Raw genomic sequence first — 15,587 nt, 5'->3', positions numbered from 1 at the left:
GGGTCGCTCAGCAGATATCGAGCTGCCAAGTCCTCTTGCGGTGCGGAGATTCTTCAAGGTGTCCATAGGCCAGCTCACCGTGTTGTGCCGTCCCTCCCTGAGTGAAACAGTGTTTTGCGGTACGGGTGTCTAGCAGCGGTAGTTCCGCTGTTCGGGTTGGGAGAACGCCGTGGCGCAAGGCACTGTTAAGTGGTTCAACGCCGAGAAGGGCTACGGGTTCATAGCCGTCGATGGTGGTAGCGATGTGTACCTCCACTACAGCGCGATCCAGATGGACGGATACCGAACCCTCGAGGAGGGCCAGCGGGTCGAGTTTGAGATTACGCAGGGAACGAAGGGACCTCAGGCCGACATGGTTCGGCCGCTTACTGAAGGCGGGAGCCGCACGGCAGGGCCCGGCAGTGGCTACCACGCGTGGACAGGAGGAACATCATGGGGAGCCGCGGCTGCCGGTGACGGGCGATCAGAAGAGTCCCCAGCCGAAAGGGCCGAACAAGAAAGCCAGGAAGCGCGTTCTGCGGCGTGGGATGACCTCATGGATGCACAGAGGTACGCAGTGGCGAAATCCGTCAGCGGACCCGTCGTGTTTGCCGCCCGAGAATATGGCGCGGCAACGGAAACAGAGGCTGGCCAGCGGTTCCTTCCTGTGTCGATCTATCTCGGCGAAGGCCAAGACGGGACCGCAGTCGAAGAGGCCGTCCAGCGCCTACTGGAGTGCTTCGGTTTTGTCGAAGAGGCAGCAGGACGGCCGATCATTGGATCGTGGCTAAGACTCAAGCTGGCCCGCTCCAAAGAGATGATCACGTCGCGTGAGGTGAAGGACAGACTTCGTCGCGCAGAACGAGCGCTCGAGCTGGGTTTGCTGGATAAGCCACAGGCCGATGTCAACGCGATCCAAGCAGAGGCCGTGGCAAAAACCCTGGAATCCATCAAGGATCAGACCGAGGCACTCATACAGGTCGGCTCTCTCCTGATCATCAAGCGGAGGGGCGTCCCGATCGTACGCAATCTCACGTTCGACGAGATGCTCTACCTGCAACGCAATCCGCTACTCGTGAGGCCGGAGACGATCATTGAGATGCTTCAGACGTACCAGGACGGCGTCGTCTCGGAGCTGAACCCTCAAGCTGCAATCGAGCGTTGACGCCGTCGTTCTGGATTCGTCGCAGTCTGTCAGCAGAAACTACTGATTCGCCGTGGCTCCGCCCGCGAAACCACTACCGCCATCACGTACGAGGGGCCTCAGCTCCATGGCAGCCTGCAGGCGGCAGAAAGGTTGGCCGGCCAAAAAGCTAAAACGGCCCCGAGCTCAGGTTTCCCCTGACGGCTCAGCCCCCTTTTGCTCGTCCATGACGCCCTAACGTGACGATTCACCCATTCGGCGGCGACCCCTAGCTAGCGAAAAGCACGCTTTCGGGACTGACACAAACCACAGATCCGGATCAGCACGAGTTTCCCGGATCGTCAGTCCGAAACGAGGCACTCAGGTTGAATCTCGCCATCAGCCAGAAACACGAGGCACCTCAACGCACCGTCGCTGCGTTGGCCATCGCCCGCTACACGGAGCCAGGCGAACTCGTCGTCGATCTCGGCTGTGGATCTGGCCGAGCACTGGTCGAAGCGATCCACGCAGACCGCCTCGCGATCGGGATCGAGCGCAATTCGAGGCTCGCGCGTGAGGCGCGGGAAGCCGTTGTCCAAGCCACGGTTCACGGAGGACCGGGCTTTGCTGCCGTCGTCGTGGGCGAGTTGGCTGACGTACCTCAGCTCGTGGGTTCCGACTCGTTGCATCGAGCATCGCTGGTGTTTGTAGACCTCTCGCGCGCTGGAGTCCTCGGCGTTCACGGGCGCGTGGAGGTGGCCGGCGTCGTGCAGCGCCTCTCGGATGCACTCGGCGCCGCTCGCCAGTTGGTGCGCGAAGGCGGGCACGTCGTGGTTCGAGCGGAGATCCGCCAGCCCTTCTGTCGAGACCTCGCCGAGCTGCTTAGCGAAGTCGGCGCCCGATCGGAGTTCGAAGTGGTGGTCGTGCCCGTTCCCGACCGTGGCCAGTGTCAGATGCGTTGCAGGCTCACTCGAAATGAGGAAATCGTCGTCCTACGAGCCGTGTCGCCCACCAATGACGCATAGCTGGAGCGTCACCATCATCCATAGTGTCAAGTAGTTGACAAATGAGACACGGGATTTCGGGTTGAGCTGACCCGTCCATCAACTGCCCACGGCAGTGAGGAGCCCTGGTTCGCAGACCGCTACCAGGGCCGAAGTACATCGCAACAGCCAAGAATCCAGGAGCGCAGATGACAAACGAGCAGGAAAGCTCTGTCGCCCACACGCAGGTATCTGCCGTGGGTCGGCGCGTCTTGTCGGTCGGCGAGGTCGCCGAAATGTACGGGCTCAATCGAGCAACGGTCTACAGGGCGATCGACGCCGGGAAGCTCACGGCATACCGCTTCGGCACCAAGGGCGGCGCCATCCGAGTTCCGATCACGGCTCTCGCTGATTTCGAGGCCGCAGCCGTCAAGGCCGAGTCTGCATGATCCAGTTCCGCAGACAGCCTCTGGGGAGCCAATCCAACACCAGCCACCGCCCGGCAGTCGCCAAGTATTTGGAGGATCGTGATGGCACCGTCCGATGAATCCGCCCAGAAGTCCCGGCCAATCCGCGGTTCCGAGCTTCTGCCGCCGGCTGAAGTCTCGACCCTGCAGGCTCCGTCTCGAGCCGTAAGGGCTCGTTCGGCGCCGCGCGACGAACTCCTCAGCATCATCGAAGTCTGCGAAGAACTCGGCATCGCCCGAGCCACCTTCTACCGCTGGCGTGCTCATCGCAAGGGGCCGGCGAGCCTTCGCCTGCCCAACGGAACCGTCCGCATCCGGCGTTCCGCTCTGACGGCGTTCATCGCCGCCTGCGAGGACACGACTCGATAGCTCGGCCCGACCCCCGAGACCGGCCCTACCGGACCCCGGAGGGCCGGTCCTCTCACCACAGCGAGGAGATCCATTTGCTCAGCCACGACGTCCGGGTCTGGGGCATCAGGACCAACAGGAACAAGAAGAAGACCACCTACACGCTCAGATGGAGTGTGGCAGGCAGGGACTTCCCTCAGACCTTCGCCGTCAAAGCACTCGCCGAGAGCCGCCGGGCGGAGTTCGTAGCGGCTCAACGACGCGGCGAACCGTTCGACGACGAGACCGGGCTGCCCGAGCCCGAGATGCGCCATCGCCTCACCGGAGTGAGCTTCTATACGCACGCAATGGAGTTCATGGACATGAAGTGGCCAGCCCTCCAGCCGGGATCGCGGCGAACCCTCGCCGGCGCGTTGGCAACGACCACACTGGCCTTGGTCGACCGCGAGGAGGGCGCACCAGAGTACAGCGTCAGCTTCCGCGCGCTGAGCAGCTGGGCGTTCAACAAGACCGCCCGCACAGCCGGGCAACCGAGTGCCGACCATGCCGATGCAATCGCCTGGATTGAGAGACACTCGCTCCCCTTGTCCGCGCTGGCTGATCCCAAGATCGCCCGTGTTGCCTACAACAGCACCACGACCAGCCACGAAGGCAAGCCGTTCGCACCAGACACCTACCGCAACAAGATGAAGGGGTTGTCCGGGGCGATCAAGTACGGCATTGAGCTCGGTCGGCTGACTGCCGATCCCATGGAGAAGATCCACACGACGCCGCCCCGCAAGGTCACAACGGTCGACCGGCGTGTCGTCGTCAATCCGCCTCAGGCCCGCGCACTTATCAACGGAGTTCGTGGTCAGGGAACCACTGGCCCTCGCTTGGTGAGCTTCTTCGCAGCCATGTACTACGCCGGTCTGCGTCCCAGCGAAGCTCTCGCCCTGCGGCTTCAGGACTGCACCCTTCCGAAGAGAAAGGGCGCGTGGGGCACGTTGTGCCTCTCTGGTGCGGCACCCTATGCCGCACCGATCTGGACAGACGAAGGCGAGGAAAGCCCACGCAAGGCACTCAAGCACCGCGCGAAGAACGAGAGCCGCACTGTGCCTGCCTGCCCAGAGCTAGTCCTTCACCTGCGCGCACACATTGATGAGTTCGGCACCGCCAGCGATGGTCGCCTGTTCGTCCGCGCCGACGGTGGCCCGCTGCGCTACGCGACGTTCGCCAACGTGTGGTCCCGGACGCGTGACACCGTGCTGAGCCCGGCCCAGTACGAATCACCGCTGGCCAAGCGCCCATATGACCTACGCCACGCCTGCGTGTCCACATGGCTCAATGCGGGCGTCGCCGCGCCGCAGGTCGCCGAGTGGGCCGGCCATAGCGTGGAGATGCTGCTCAGCACCTACGCCAAGTGCATCGACGGTCAGGAAGACCTCGCTCGACGGCGCATCGAAGAGGCGCTGGAGTGGACTGAGCCGGAGCTCGATATCGACGCCTGAAGGCTGAAAACGCCACCACCAATACACCAGAAGCACCGCTAAACCCTGGTCTTGGACGGGTCCCGATGGGACCCGACATTCGAACACCGTGACCGCGAAAAACGGCCCTGACCTGCGGGTCAGGGCCGTCACCAGCTGTTCGAGTATTGACAAATACATTCGAGGGTGGAGCCAAGGGGACTCGAACCCCTAACCCCCTGCTTGCAAAGCCCTGACTATGCCCATAGGGATCAAACGGCCGAGCATGCTGGCCGCTGACCTTCTCGCCGCCACGGTCGCGCCCGTGAGTGTCCGCCAGTGACCATGAGATCAGCTCCGTACGGGCACACAGCGGGCACGAGAAGATCGATCTTCACCGACCAGCCGATCAGCAGCCTTTCTTGATACCTAACTCGCTGCCGATGGTGTGAGTGCTGGAGCATTGCCTGGCCCATCCAGCCCAAGCAACTCGCGTATCCGTGTGGCTGCGCCTTGCCCACCATCTGGGCTGTGGTAGGCGGCCTCTAGAAGGGCGTCAAAATCATGCTCATTTGTAGCGTTAGCCGCGTCACTCCACCGTTGCCGCTGGGCTAGATCATCCTGCACAAGATCATCCACAAACGGGGTAACATCGCTCGGCCAGGCAGTAGACGCAAGGTTCTTCGCTTCGGCGTCGTTGTCCTGGAAGGCCTTGACCACGAGCGCACGTACCACTGACCATGGCTGCCCCGCCTCGACCGCGGAGCCTATGGCATTGATGTCTTCGTTGTGAGGCGTGATTATCGCTTCATAGCGTTCACCTGCGTCGCTAACAGGCAATGGGGCTCCGCTTCTGCTCGGAAGCGCAAGCGGTGCAAGTTTCGGTCCGGAACTTCCAGTGGCTTGGCTCGCGCATGCGCTGATAGAGCCGCATATCAACGCCGCGATAAGCAGCACAGGCAATTGGCTTGTTCGTCGATCGGTCACAAACCCACGAGTCTAGAGCGTCCCGAACGGCCTACGTAAGACCATCGACGATTTGCGGTATCCCAGAGGGACGACCACGCGCGGGCGAGGGATACGCGGCTCGCACGGGGTCGCTCGGCTGGGGGACAGCAAGGTGACCACAGACTAGGGCGACCACGCTTCCCCGTTCTTGCGGAGCGCAGGGCGGTCGCGCGGGTGGGGCACGCCAACAGGTCCAGCGTCGGCCGGGCAGACCAAGAGCGACCAGAAGCGGTCTCCGTGCCGAGCCGGCCGCCGCGCCCGGGACCGGCCGCCAGGCCGCACGCCCGGGATGCGGCGGGCCGGCGGCGGCGCGGTAGCGCCGCCTTGATCTGATACAGCTCAATTCGGCAATGCGCCGCGGTACGTCTCGCCGTGTTCCAGGTACAGGGTGGCGGACTGCGATCGGGCCTCGATGGCGGCTTTGACGCGGCGTGCGAGGCGTGGGATCAGCAGCGTGTCGACGAGCTCGGGATCGTGGAAGGCGTAGCCGGCGATTTCGGCAGCTTCGAGCTCGATGCGGTCGCGGTACTCGGGAGCGAGTTCCCCGCCGTCGAAGACGAACAGAAGCTTGTCACCTTCGCCCGTGGCTGGCGCCCAGTCGGCGACCAAGAGTGCGCCGATGGGCGGCTTGATGCCTAGCTCCTCCTGGACCTCGCGCACTGCGCCCTGTACGGGAGTCTCGCCGATCTCGACGTACCCGCCCGGGAGGTCCCAACCGGGTTTGTACGACGGCCTGACTAGCAGGATGCGGCCCTCGGTGTCGAAGAAGAGGACTCCAGAGGCTACGCGGGCACTGGCAAACGACTCGGCTGGGTTCGGCTCGGTCATGAGTCGACTCTAGCCCGAGCCACGTACAGGTCAGCGTGACTCGATCACGTGAATCCGTTGGGCGAGATCGGACAGGGCAAGGCTCGGCTTGCCGTGCTGGCGCCGAACCCACGAAGTGACCAGTTGGCGCGGGATGTAGTGGTACCGAACCTGTTCAGGCGCAAGCCTCTCAGCGTCCAGTATCAACGACAGCGCCTCGTCGACCTGGTTCCGTGCAGCGTAGGCGCGAGCAACTTCGAGCGCGTGCCGGACACGACGCTCGGTCGGCATCTGCGACGTGTCGAGCTGCGGCCCTTGGTCGAGCGCAAGCTGAACGTCGCCGAGCTCCATCGCCGTGGCGACGCGGTGAATCGCGACGTTGGTCGGACCGAACGCCGTCCACATGTGGTTAGCGTCCTGGCCCAGCCGGCGGGCTGACTCCTCGGCTTCGGCGAGGAACGTCCGGGTGGTCGCACGGTCGTCGGACCGAGCTGCGGCAACGGACCCGGCAAGGAACAAAGTGCCGTAGATGGACAGGAACTCCGGCGAGGCTTCCGCCACGTGCGGCTGAAGGAAGCCAGCGGCGTCCGCAGTGAGCTGCTTTGCCGCGTCGAACCGTCCGTTGGAGAGCAGGCAGTGCGTCACGGATCGGAACAGCGATCCGATGATGATCGGATCACCGGACACCTGTGCGGCGGTCAGCCCGCGGTCAGCGGCGATCCAAGCAAGCTCGGTCTCTCCGATCTTCGTGAGCACCTGCGCCGCGCTCTGATACGCCATGCCGAGCAGCACGTACGCCTGAAGCTGCTGATCTCCGCTGTACGAACGCGTGGCGGCCTGCGCCAGCGAAAGCACGGACGGCACCACATGAGCCGCGCGGGCGAACCGCCCTTCCTGGAATGCCGTCCATGCCTCGCCGACCTCCTGCTTGAGAACTTCAAGGTCAGGTCGGAAGCCGTTCGCATCCCCGCTCAGCAGCGGTGTTAGCTGCCGGTAGTCCATCAGGGCTTCACGCAGCGCGGATACCGTGCGGCCCTTGCCGTCCTGGGTCCAGTCGAGCAATGAGGGCTCGGCCAACAGGTCGCCCATCTGCACGTCAAGGGCGTCGGCCAGGGACTTGATGACCGACAGCCGGTCAAGATCGATCTTCCCGTTCTCGACCCGTCCGAGCCAATCGGCGGTCCGACCGACCAGGCCGGCCAACACCTCTTGCGACATGCCACGGCGCCGCCGATACCAAGCGACGCGCTCACCGATGCTCAGGGTCTCAGTCATTCCTCGCATAGCCCTAGCCTCACCGCACTCCCCCGCCGGACCCCGGGGGGTTTTTCCGGGTTCCAGTTCAGCAGTGACCTTACGTTCACACCATGTCGTCAGTGCCCCGTATCGAACACGAGCACACCGAGGAACCGCTGGAAACAGCCGAGAGCATCGACCTGCCGTGCGTCTCGTGCCGCGGGCGCGGATGGAAGCACGTCACCTCGCGTCTGGCGATCGTGCATGAGGTCATCGACGACACCGCTGACATCTCCGACCAGCAGCCGTGCGGCCCCTGCTTGGGGACCGGTCGCGCGGCGTAGTCGGCCTGCCCCTCGCGGAAGGGATGCGTGCAATGGCCATCTGGGCCACCAACAGAAAGCGCGGACTGATCCCCGGCACTATCGGGATGACTATCACCGTGCTCGAATACGACGCGGGCGCGAAGTCCTTTCAGGAAGTGAGCTCGACGGCCTACCCGCCGGCTGATTTCTCGTTACCGGAAACTTCCTATCGCCGACCCGAATCGGCCCCGGTGTCACTGGTGCGGCCGTTCGTCCGAGCCGCGCTTACTGAACGCAAGCCGTACCGCGGAACGCGTCGCCGCACCGCGGCTAGCGATGACGGCGAGCAATGAGCGCCGAGAGCCTGGATTTCGAACCCGGCACGGTCGTGCGGGTGAGGACGGAACCCATGTTGAGCGAGGTCGTCTTGCCAGCCACCCGCAAGTGCGAGCTCCCCGAGGGAGACCTCCCGGAACTGCTCATCTGCTGCACGCCGGTGGCTCTGGTGCGGACCCCAGTCGACATCGGTGTTCTCCGATGGGTCGCGCTGACAGACCTGACTGCGGCCAGTGCAGATGAGGACCTAGACAAAGTGGAATCCGGGAGTGGGGGTAGGGGCGCCGATGCCGCTGCATATTGACGACGCGGCGGAGCGGGTCTTCGCCCAAATCATAGGCGGGCTGCGGCACGCACGCGTGGAAGTCGGGATCTCCCAGAATGCGCTGTCAGCAGGTCTGCCGGTCCGAGGGAGGGCTATCTCCGAGTGGGAGACAAGGGCAGTCGAGCCGACCCTGGAGCACCTGATCCTCTGGTGTCGTGAGCTGGGCCTGCGCCTGGTGATCGTCGGCTGGGAAGGCGAAGCGCGGTACGGTCCGGTACGCCCGCGCCCCGGGGAGACGCAAGAGATCTTCGATCGACGTTGTTTGGCTTCGCCGTTGAGAAATCGTCGCCAAGCTTTGGGGATGTCTCAGGGGAGACTGTGCGAACTGATCGGCGTCACACGCGACTCAATCCAGCGGTGGGAGTTGGTACGCGTGCCCCCGCGACCCATCGCACACGTCGTGTGGGCTCAGAGGTTGGGGTGCTCGATTGCCCTGCGACCGATCAATACACCAACCATGAGACCGCGTCCCTACGGCGTCGGACGCCCCGCCATGCCCGCACTGTGGCAGCCGAACTCGACGACGAGGCACCCGTCCCAGTTGTAGCAACACGTCGCATCAGGCGCTACGCTGCCCAAAGAGTCAAGTCATGTTGATGGGTCAAGTTGTGTTGGGTTAAGGCGGTAAGTAATGCCTTTCGAGTCGGCGCCACCGAAGTACGCGCAGGTCGTCGCGGGACTGCAAGAGCGGATCCTGAACGGCACGTACCCGGCCGGCTCGATGCTGCCCAGCGAAGAACAACTGGTCAACGAGTGGGACATGTCCCGGACAACCGTCATCAGGGCTCTACAGATCCTCGGCCGTGATGGCTGGATCGAGTCTCAGCAGGGCAAGGGCCGGTTCGTTCGAGGGCGGCCGGCCACGTCGGATCAACGTTTGCGTCCGAGCCGCGGCGTCCTAGAGCAAGACGAGAGCAACGGGAGCCGACTGATCGACGTTGGGCACGTCATCGCTCCGGATACAGTCGCGGCTCTGCTGAACCTCAAGAAGCACGAGGCGGTGTTGCGACGGCGTCGCCTAGTTGTGCGTGATGATGAACCTGACGAGCTGATCACGTCGTACTACCCGCTCGACCTCGCGCACGGCACGCGACTGGGCTCGGAAGATGCGCTCATCGAAGGGCCTCGGCGGCTGGTCGAAGCGCGCAACAAGATCCGGTATGACCACGTCACCGAACGCATCGCTGCTCGGCTGCCATCTGCTGAGGAGGCGGAACTTCTCGCGCTGCCGTCGAAGCGGACTCCCGTGCTGGCGCTGACGGTGACCGCTTTCGAAGCGTCCGGCCGCCCAATCCAGCTCGCCGAACTTGTTCTTCCCGGCGACCGGCACGAGCTCGAAGACACCTACCCGCTGGCCTGAGCGCTTCTTCCAGTCAGTCGCCGTGCGTCGCAGAATGCTGTTATGGATGAAGATCTCAAGCGACTGGGCGAAGCTGTTGCCGCCGCACGCAAGGCCAAGGGTTGGTCGCTACGGCAGTTTGCGCTGCACGCGGAGCTGGCCGAGTCCACGGTGGCCAGGGTCGATTCAGGCCGCGCTGGAGCGTCGCCTACCGCGTATGAGCACATGGAACAGGCCCTTGGATGGCAGCCTGGAACCATCGCCGCGATCCTCAACGGCAGCGTGTCGGTCGTCGATGGGTCCAGCACTCCGCCCGGCACGGACCTTGGCGCGTGATCGATTCCAACGATAGCTACGCGTCGCTGACCTGGGCTTTTTAGCGGCGTCGACGGCCTAGAGCCAATCACCTTGACAGGCCTCTGTGTTACCTGCATAGTCAAACTTGTAGGGCTAAGTAGATGAGACTTAGCACGACAAGCAAACGAGAGGTCTGAGATGGCGATCCAGGGTGCGATCCGGGTCCAGTTCGGCGACGTGTTCCCGCATGGGGCGTTCGCCGTGGCGGTGGAGCCGGTGCGGGACTTCGACAAGTCCACGCGGGAGCATCCCGTGCAGGCTCGGGACAAGGAGTCCGGCGTGTTGGTCTGGGCGGTCGAAGTGCTCGACGCGGACCCCGAGGCGCGGGCGGCGGACCGGTCGGTGAAGGTCAAGATCGCGGCGGACCATCAGCCGGTGCTGCCGGACCTGATGGCGGGGACGCCGTTCCGGCCGGTGGAGTTCGAGGGGCTGCGGGTGCGGCCGTACGTCAACGGTCAGGGTCGGTTGGCGTACTCGTTCAACGCCTCCGCGGTGCGCGGGCCGAACGCGGGTGGGAAGCCGGCGGCCGCCGTGAACGGGTCCAAGAACGCGGGCTGACCGACAGCCCTTCTGAGGTACAGCGCCACCACATAACAGGGGAGGCCGGATTAGGCCCCGGCCTCCCCTGACGTCTCTCCAGGGTGCGATCCGAGAAGAGGAGTCCAGGCTAATGGCCACGACGAGCGATCGTCAGCACAACCCCGAGCCGATCACGGCACGGGTCGAAATATCCCAGGTCAGTCAGCTGGTCCAGGAAGCTACCGACCTGATCCACGCGCGCACCGCTCCGGCGTCGGCGCTGCTCGCGTTCCACGAGCGCAAGGCACAGATCTTCGAGGCGCTGGCGACCGAGGAGCCGCACAACACCGAACGGCAGGAAGTCGCGAAGTCTGCGCGGGCGCAGGTCGAGCACCTGCGGGCGATGACCGAGGGGCGGTGCGCCTGATGTTCCGCACGGTGCACGGGGATGCTTCCTCGGCCGACAAGGCGACGCGCAAGGTCGGCGGCGTCTACGTCCGCGAGCCGGTATTCGAGGTGCCGGTTTGGTGGCTCGCGATCCGGCGCTTCTTCGGGTTCTTCGGTCTGGTCGGCCGCAAGGCGGCGAAGCACCCGATCCTCTCGGGGCTGCTGGTCCTGGCCGCATGTCTGCGCATCTCGCTCGGGTCGTCGGCGTTCGGCTGGCTCCTGGTCGGCGTGCTGGTGGCGCTGAGCCTGTGGGCGGTCCTCCACTGGGCCAGTTTTGAGCGCGCGATCCGATTCCCGGTCGTGAGTGCGTGGCGGCGGTGGTTCGTCTACGAACGGCGTTGGCACGCGACCATGGCGGTCTGCGGCCTGGCCATCCTGTACGGCGACTTGGAGTACGTGCCGAGCCTGCGCCAGGTCCGATCCACTCGGTTCGTCGATCGCGTGATCGTCGACATGGTGTCGGGTCAGGTCCCTGAGCAATGGGAGAACCAGGCTCCGGCGCTGGCGCACACCTTCGGAGCGCTGTCATGTCGCGTGAGGACGGTGAAGCCTCGTCGGATTGCGCTGGAGTTCGTGCACGCGGATCCATTGGCGGCGACTGTCAGGCCGGATCAGATCGACACCGACGACGAGTCACACTCGGTGGACCGCATGCCGGTGAACCTGTCTGCGCTACCTCTCGGCGTCTGCGCTGACGGACAGCCCTGGACGCTGCGACTCACTACGCACGTTCTGATAGCCGGCGCGTCGGAGGCGGGCAAGGGCTCGGTCGTCTGGGCGCTGTTGCGTGCGCTTGGGCCGGCGATCCAAGCTGGCTACGTCGCGCCCTGGGTCCTGGACCCGAAAGGCGGGATGGAACTCGCCTTCGGCGAACCACTGTTCAAGCGGTTCGAGGCGGACTCGTACGAAGGCATGGCGTCCATGCTCGAAGACGCGGCCGACCTGATGGACGTTCGGACGCGTCGGCTTCGTGGCGTCGCACGTCAGCACATCCCGACGCCCGATGAGCCCTTGGTCCTGGTGGTCGTCGACGAAATGGCCGACCTGACGGCGTACTGCCCTGACCGATCCATCCGTCAGCGCATCGCCTCGGCACTGTCGCGACTGCTGTCCAAGGGCCGCGCGGCGGCGGTCCACGTGGTCGCCGCGCTGCAAGACCCGCGCAAGGACGTGCTCCCGTTCCGGGACCTGTTCCCGGTCCGCATCTGTCTCCGGGTGACTGAGGCATCCCACGTGGACATGGTGCTCGGCGACGGCGCCAGGGACCGGGGCGCCACGTGCGACCTGATCGACCCCGAGCTTGCCGGCGTCGGCTTCGTGACCGTGGCAGGCGTCCGCGAGCCGGTCCGAGTCCGGGCGACCTACCACGGTGACAGCGACATCGCCGCCATGGTCGAGCGGTTCAAGCCACGGGCTCAAGACGCGATCCCTGCGCAATGGTCTGGCGACTTCGATGGGATGGAGGTCGACAAGCTGTGACTTCCGAACAGCTCATCAAGCCAGTGACGCCGTCCGGGATCACGGGAAGCCGTGCCGAACGTGCCCGGATGCCGCTGGCCCGCAAGGTCCTGGAAGAGTCGGCGATCCAGCATGGCGTCTGCATCCGGCCCGTCCCGCTGCGGCGCTAAGACCTCGCGACCGGCGAGGAAGAGATCATAGACATACCGTGCGGCGCAACGCTTTCGAGCGTTTGCCCGCCGTGCGCTGAGGCCAAGCGCCAACTTCGCATCGACCAGTGCCGGACCGGCTGGCACTTGGAGCAGGAACCTGACTTCACTCCCGATCCGGCGACCGAGGAACAGCGCCTCCTCGTTCAGCTCCGCTCGCAAGCCCAGAAGTCCCTCGACGACTCGGACGACTCGGAGGCGACCGAGTGGGAAGAGGCCATCTCCGAGATCAACGCAGAGTTAGCAGCGACCGGCATCCGCGGCCGACTCGGTGTCGAACGTGCGGCTCGACGTGTCCGAAGCACCCGGCGTCGACAGGACGCATCGGAGCTGCCGAAGCGGCCCGTGAGCGCACGGACCATCGGCAAGGTCTACGAAGGGACGAGTGGCAAGAAGTTCCGTCCGTCCATGTTCCTGACGCTCACGCTCGACAGCTACGGCCGCGTCACCAAGGACGGGACACCCGTTGAGCCGGGCGCATACGACTACCAACGTGCTGCCCGCGACGCGATCCACTTCGCGCGGCTCGTCGATCGCTTCGTTCAAAACCTCCGCCGCTTCGTCGGCTTCGATGTCCAGTACTTCGCGGCCGTCGAACCGCAGCGCCGGTTGGCGCCACACCTCCACATGGCGATTCGAGGCACCATCTCTCGCGCCGAGCTCCGCGAAGTCGTCGCGGCGACCTACCACCAAGTGTGGTGGCCATCGACCGATGAGCCGGTCTACGTCGACCAGCTGCCCGAGTGGCACGAAGGCATCGGCGCCTACGTCAATGCGGAGACCGGCGAGATCCTGCCCACCTGGGATCAAGCTCTCGACGAGATCGGCCCGGACGACGAGCCTTCGCACGTTGCCCGCTTCGGAAGGCAATTCGACGCGCAAGGCGTCCTCGCTGGCACCAAGGACGCGAACCGCGCAATCGGCTACCTCGCCAAGTACCTAACCAAGAACGTCGATCAGTGCCACGAAGCGGCCACCGACGATCAGCGAGAGCACGTCTCTCGCCTCGTCGAAGCACTTCGCTACGAGCCCTGCTCGCCAACGTGCGCGAACTGGCTGCGCTACGGCGTCCAGCCGAAGAACGCACGTCCGAGCCTGCATCCCGGGGCCTGCCGTGGCAAGGCCCACAAGCCAACCCACCTGGGCTACGGCGGCCGTCGCGTCCTCGTCTCGCGCAAGTGGTCCGGGAAGACGCTCACCGATCACAAGACGGACCGCAAGAACTGGGTGACCGAAGTCCTCGGCATCGAGCCCCAGAAGCCGGCGACTGGCCGCTACTCGTTCGAGTACGTCTCGCGCGATGACGCGAGTCTCAAGCCGCTGACAGTCCGCCTCATGCACCGCATCGCCGAACGCGTCTCCTGGCGAGCTCAGCTCGACACGGCACGCAACGGCCCAAGACCCTCGGCAGATGTTTCGGCAACCGCGGGGAGGTCGGCATGAGCAGCACCAAGGACCGGCTCCTCACAGTTGACCAGGCCGCCGAACGACTCAACACCGGTCCGCGCTTCGTCCGCCGCCTCATCGCCGAACGACGCATCACTTACATCCGCGTGGGGCGCCATGTCCGCGTCCCCGAATCCGTCATAGAGGCCTACATCCAGGCCGGAACCGTCGCACCGATCACCAACCGAAGGAGGGCCGCGTAATGGCCGAGAGCAAGGGCAACCGTCGTCGTCGCTTCGGACGCATCCGCCAACTCCCCTCCGGCCGGTTCCAAGTGCGCTACCCCGGTCCGGATGGCGTCGACCGCCCCGCACCGAACACCTTCCGCACGAAGACGGAAGCGGCCGACTGGCTGACGAAGAAGGAGGCTGAAATGCTCGTCGGCGACTGGATCGACCCGACAGCCGGCCAGGTCGGCTTCACCGCCTACGCGGAGACTTGGATCAAGGAGCGTCCCGGTCTTCGTCCGAACACGGTCAACACCTATGACTACCTGCTGCGCCGCCACCTGGCGCCGACCTTCGGCAGCAAAGCCGTCTCGGAGATCACAGACGCTCAGGTCCGACGCTGGCGCAAAGATCGCCTGGACGCTGGCGTATCCGAGGTGACCTTGGCAAAGGCATACCGTCTCCTCAAAGCCGTGCTCAACACCGCCGTAGAAGACGGCATGATCCGCCGCAACCCCTGTCGGCTCCGCGGGGCCGGCCAGGAGTCGTCAGCGGAGCGTCCCGTGCTCAAGGTCCAAGAGGTCTTCGCGCTGGCTGACGCGGTCGGGCTCCGCTATCGCCTCCTCGTCACACTCGCGGCATTCTGCGGTCTCCGCTGGGGCGAACTGGCTGGCCTTCGTCGCAACCGGGTCGAGCTGATCATGTCCTCGGACGCGGCTGACGCTGAGGTCGTCGGCGCGGTCATCGCGGTCACTGAACAGCTCCTCGAACTCAGCAATGGCGAGATCAAGACCGGACCGCCCAAGTCCCGGGCCGGGAAGCGCCGGGTCGTCGTGCCGAGCGTGGTCCTGCCTGACCTGCTGGAACACCTCCGCTGGAGCTCCAACCCCGGATCAGACGGCTACGTCTTTGCGACCACGGCCGGCAAGCCGCTCCGCCGCAGCAACTTCGGTGACAAGTGGCGGGCTGCCCGTGCGACGGTCGGTCTCCCGAGCATCCACTTCCATGATCTACGGCACACGAGTAACAACTGGGCAGCTGAGGCCGGCGCCACCCTTGCCGAGCTCAAGCAACGCCTCGGCCACGACAGCGACCGGGCCGCGTCGATCTACCTCCACAGCACCGAGGAACGTCAGCACACCATCGCCGACGCCTTGAGCGAACGCGCACGCCGCGAGCTCCGTCGCCGCGACGCCAGTACCGACCGGCCGAACACGGGCACGGACCGACCCGACCCTGATTCCGGCCCATCGGGCACGTGACGGGCACACCGCCCCGAA

At 64.9% G+C, this 15,587-nt stretch carries 18 protein-coding genes and 1 pseudogene; 17 read left to right on the top strand and 2 right to left on the bottom strand.

Translation table 11 applies throughout. From position 1 onward, the window contains the following. Positions 1-169 precede the first annotated feature (169 nt). The 5 genes and pseudogenes from ABH920_RS12930 to ABH920_RS12910 all read left to right on the top strand — a co-directional run. Positions 170-361, top strand: a pseudogene (locus ABH920_RS12930) (cold-shock protein); the annotation flags it as partial. A gap of 1,127 nt (positions 362-1,488) precedes the next feature. Continuing rightward, positions 1,489-2,127: a class I SAM-dependent methyltransferase gene (locus tag ABH920_RS12925; protein ID WP_370349166.1), complete on the top strand. Its 639-nt coding sequence runs from the start codon at positions 1,489-1,491 to the stop codon at positions 2,125-2,127. A 167-nt stretch (positions 2,128-2,294) separates the two neighbouring features. Further along, the gene (locus ABH920_RS12920; protein WP_370349165.1) at positions 2,295-2,534 is read left to right on the top strand and encodes a helix-turn-helix domain-containing protein; all 240 of its coding nucleotides are present in this window, start codon (positions 2,295-2,297) and stop codon (positions 2,532-2,534) included. Positions 2,535-2,615: 81 nt separating this feature from the next. Beyond that, the gene (locus ABH920_RS12915; protein WP_370349164.1) at positions 2,616-2,921 is read left to right on the top strand and encodes a helix-turn-helix transcriptional regulator; all 306 of its coding nucleotides are present in this window, start codon (positions 2,616-2,618) and stop codon (positions 2,919-2,921) included. Positions 2,922-2,995: 74 nt separating this feature from the next. Beyond that, entirely contained in the window at positions 2,996-4,390 is a 1,395-nt protein-coding gene (locus tag ABH920_RS12910) for a tyrosine-type recombinase/integrase (RefSeq protein ID WP_370349163.1), read from the top strand. A gap of 1,305 nt (positions 4,391-5,695) precedes the next feature. Here the strand turns inward: ABH920_RS12910 and ABH920_RS12905 are convergent. Further along, complete coding sequence (locus ABH920_RS12905; protein ID WP_370349162.1) at positions 5,696-6,184, bottom strand: NUDIX domain-containing protein; 489 nt, start codon at positions 6,182-6,184, stop codon at positions 5,696-5,698. 30 nt (positions 6,185-6,214) lie between these two features. After that, positions 6,215-7,438 (bottom strand): helix-turn-helix domain-containing protein, encoded by a 1,224-nt coding sequence (locus ABH920_RS12900; protein ID WP_370349161.1) that lies wholly within the window; start codon positions 7,436-7,438, stop codon positions 6,215-6,217. Between the two features lie 92 nt (positions 7,439-7,530). Between ABH920_RS12900 and ABH920_RS12895 the strand changes: the two genes are divergently transcribed. The 12 genes from ABH920_RS12895 (at position 7,531) to ABH920_RS12840 (ending at position 15,569) form a co-directional block, all read left to right on the top strand. Beyond that, on the top strand, positions 7,531-7,743 hold the full coding sequence (locus ABH920_RS12895) for a hypothetical protein (RefSeq protein ID WP_370349160.1): 213 nt from the start codon (positions 7,531-7,533) through the stop codon (positions 7,741-7,743). 32 nt (positions 7,744-7,775) lie between these two features. Continuing rightward, positions 7,776-8,057, top strand: coding sequence for a hypothetical protein (locus tag ABH920_RS12890; RefSeq protein ID WP_370349159.1), 282 nt, complete (start codon positions 7,776-7,778; stop codon positions 8,055-8,057). Between the two features lie 270 nt (positions 8,058-8,327). After that, on the top strand, positions 8,328-8,912 hold the full coding sequence (locus ABH920_RS12885; protein WP_370349158.1) for a helix-turn-helix transcriptional regulator: 585 nt from the start codon (positions 8,328-8,330) through the stop codon (positions 8,910-8,912). Positions 8,913-8,996: 84 nt separating this feature from the next. Then, positions 8,997-9,725, top strand: a complete 729-nt coding sequence (locus ABH920_RS12880) for a GntR family transcriptional regulator (RefSeq protein WP_370349157.1) — start codon at positions 8,997-8,999, stop codon at positions 9,723-9,725. 42 nt (positions 9,726-9,767) lie between these two features. Then, positions 9,768-10,040 (top strand): multiprotein-bridging factor 1 family protein, encoded by a 273-nt coding sequence (locus ABH920_RS12875; RefSeq protein WP_370349156.1) that lies wholly within the window; start codon positions 9,768-9,770, stop codon positions 10,038-10,040. A 159-nt stretch (positions 10,041-10,199) separates the two neighbouring features. Continuing rightward, positions 10,200-10,619, top strand: coding sequence for a plasmid replication, integration and excision activator (locus ABH920_RS12870; protein ID WP_370349155.1), 420 nt, complete (start codon positions 10,200-10,202; stop codon positions 10,617-10,619). 112 nt (positions 10,620-10,731) lie between these two features. Beyond that, positions 10,732-11,007 carry a hypothetical protein gene (locus tag ABH920_RS12865; protein WP_370349154.1) on the top strand — a complete coding sequence of 92 codons (276 nt, stop codon included), beginning with the start codon at positions 10,732-10,734 and terminating at the stop codon, positions 11,005-11,007. Continuing rightward, the gene (locus tag ABH920_RS12860; RefSeq protein WP_370349153.1) at positions 11,007-12,506 is read left to right on the top strand and encodes an FtsK/SpoIIIE domain-containing protein; all 1,500 of its coding nucleotides are present in this window, start codon (positions 11,007-11,009) and stop codon (positions 12,504-12,506) included. Before ABH920_RS12865 ends, ABH920_RS12860 begins: the two co-directional genes overlap by 1 nt. Then, on the top strand, positions 12,503-12,655 hold the full coding sequence (locus ABH920_RS12855) for a hypothetical protein (protein ID WP_370349152.1): 153 nt from the start codon (positions 12,503-12,505) through the stop codon (positions 12,653-12,655). The genes ABH920_RS12860 and ABH920_RS12855 overlap by 4 nt, the downstream gene beginning before the upstream one ends. A gap of 24 nt (positions 12,656-12,679) precedes the next feature. Further along, complete coding sequence (locus ABH920_RS12850) at positions 12,680-14,137, top strand: replication initiator (RefSeq protein WP_370349502.1); 1,458 nt, start codon at positions 12,680-12,682, stop codon at positions 14,135-14,137. After that, positions 14,134-14,343, top strand: a complete 210-nt coding sequence (locus tag ABH920_RS12845; protein ID WP_370349151.1) for an excisionase family DNA-binding protein — start codon at positions 14,134-14,136, stop codon at positions 14,341-14,343. Before ABH920_RS12850 ends, ABH920_RS12845 begins: the two co-directional genes overlap by 4 nt. Further along, positions 14,343-15,569 (top strand): tyrosine-type recombinase/integrase, encoded by a 1,227-nt coding sequence (locus tag ABH920_RS12840; protein WP_370349150.1) that lies wholly within the window; start codon positions 14,343-14,345, stop codon positions 15,567-15,569. The genes ABH920_RS12845 and ABH920_RS12840 overlap by 1 nt, the downstream gene beginning before the upstream one ends. The last annotated feature ends 18 nt before the right edge of the window (positions 15,570-15,587 follow it).

The sequence above is a fragment of the Catenulispora sp. EB89 genome, assembly GCF_041261445.1.
Taxonomy (GTDB): domain Bacteria; phylum Actinomycetota; class Actinomycetes; order Streptomycetales; family Catenulisporaceae; genus Catenulispora.
Note: the sequence above shows the minus strand (reverse complement) of the source record. Positions and strands in the feature narration are given on the sequence as shown.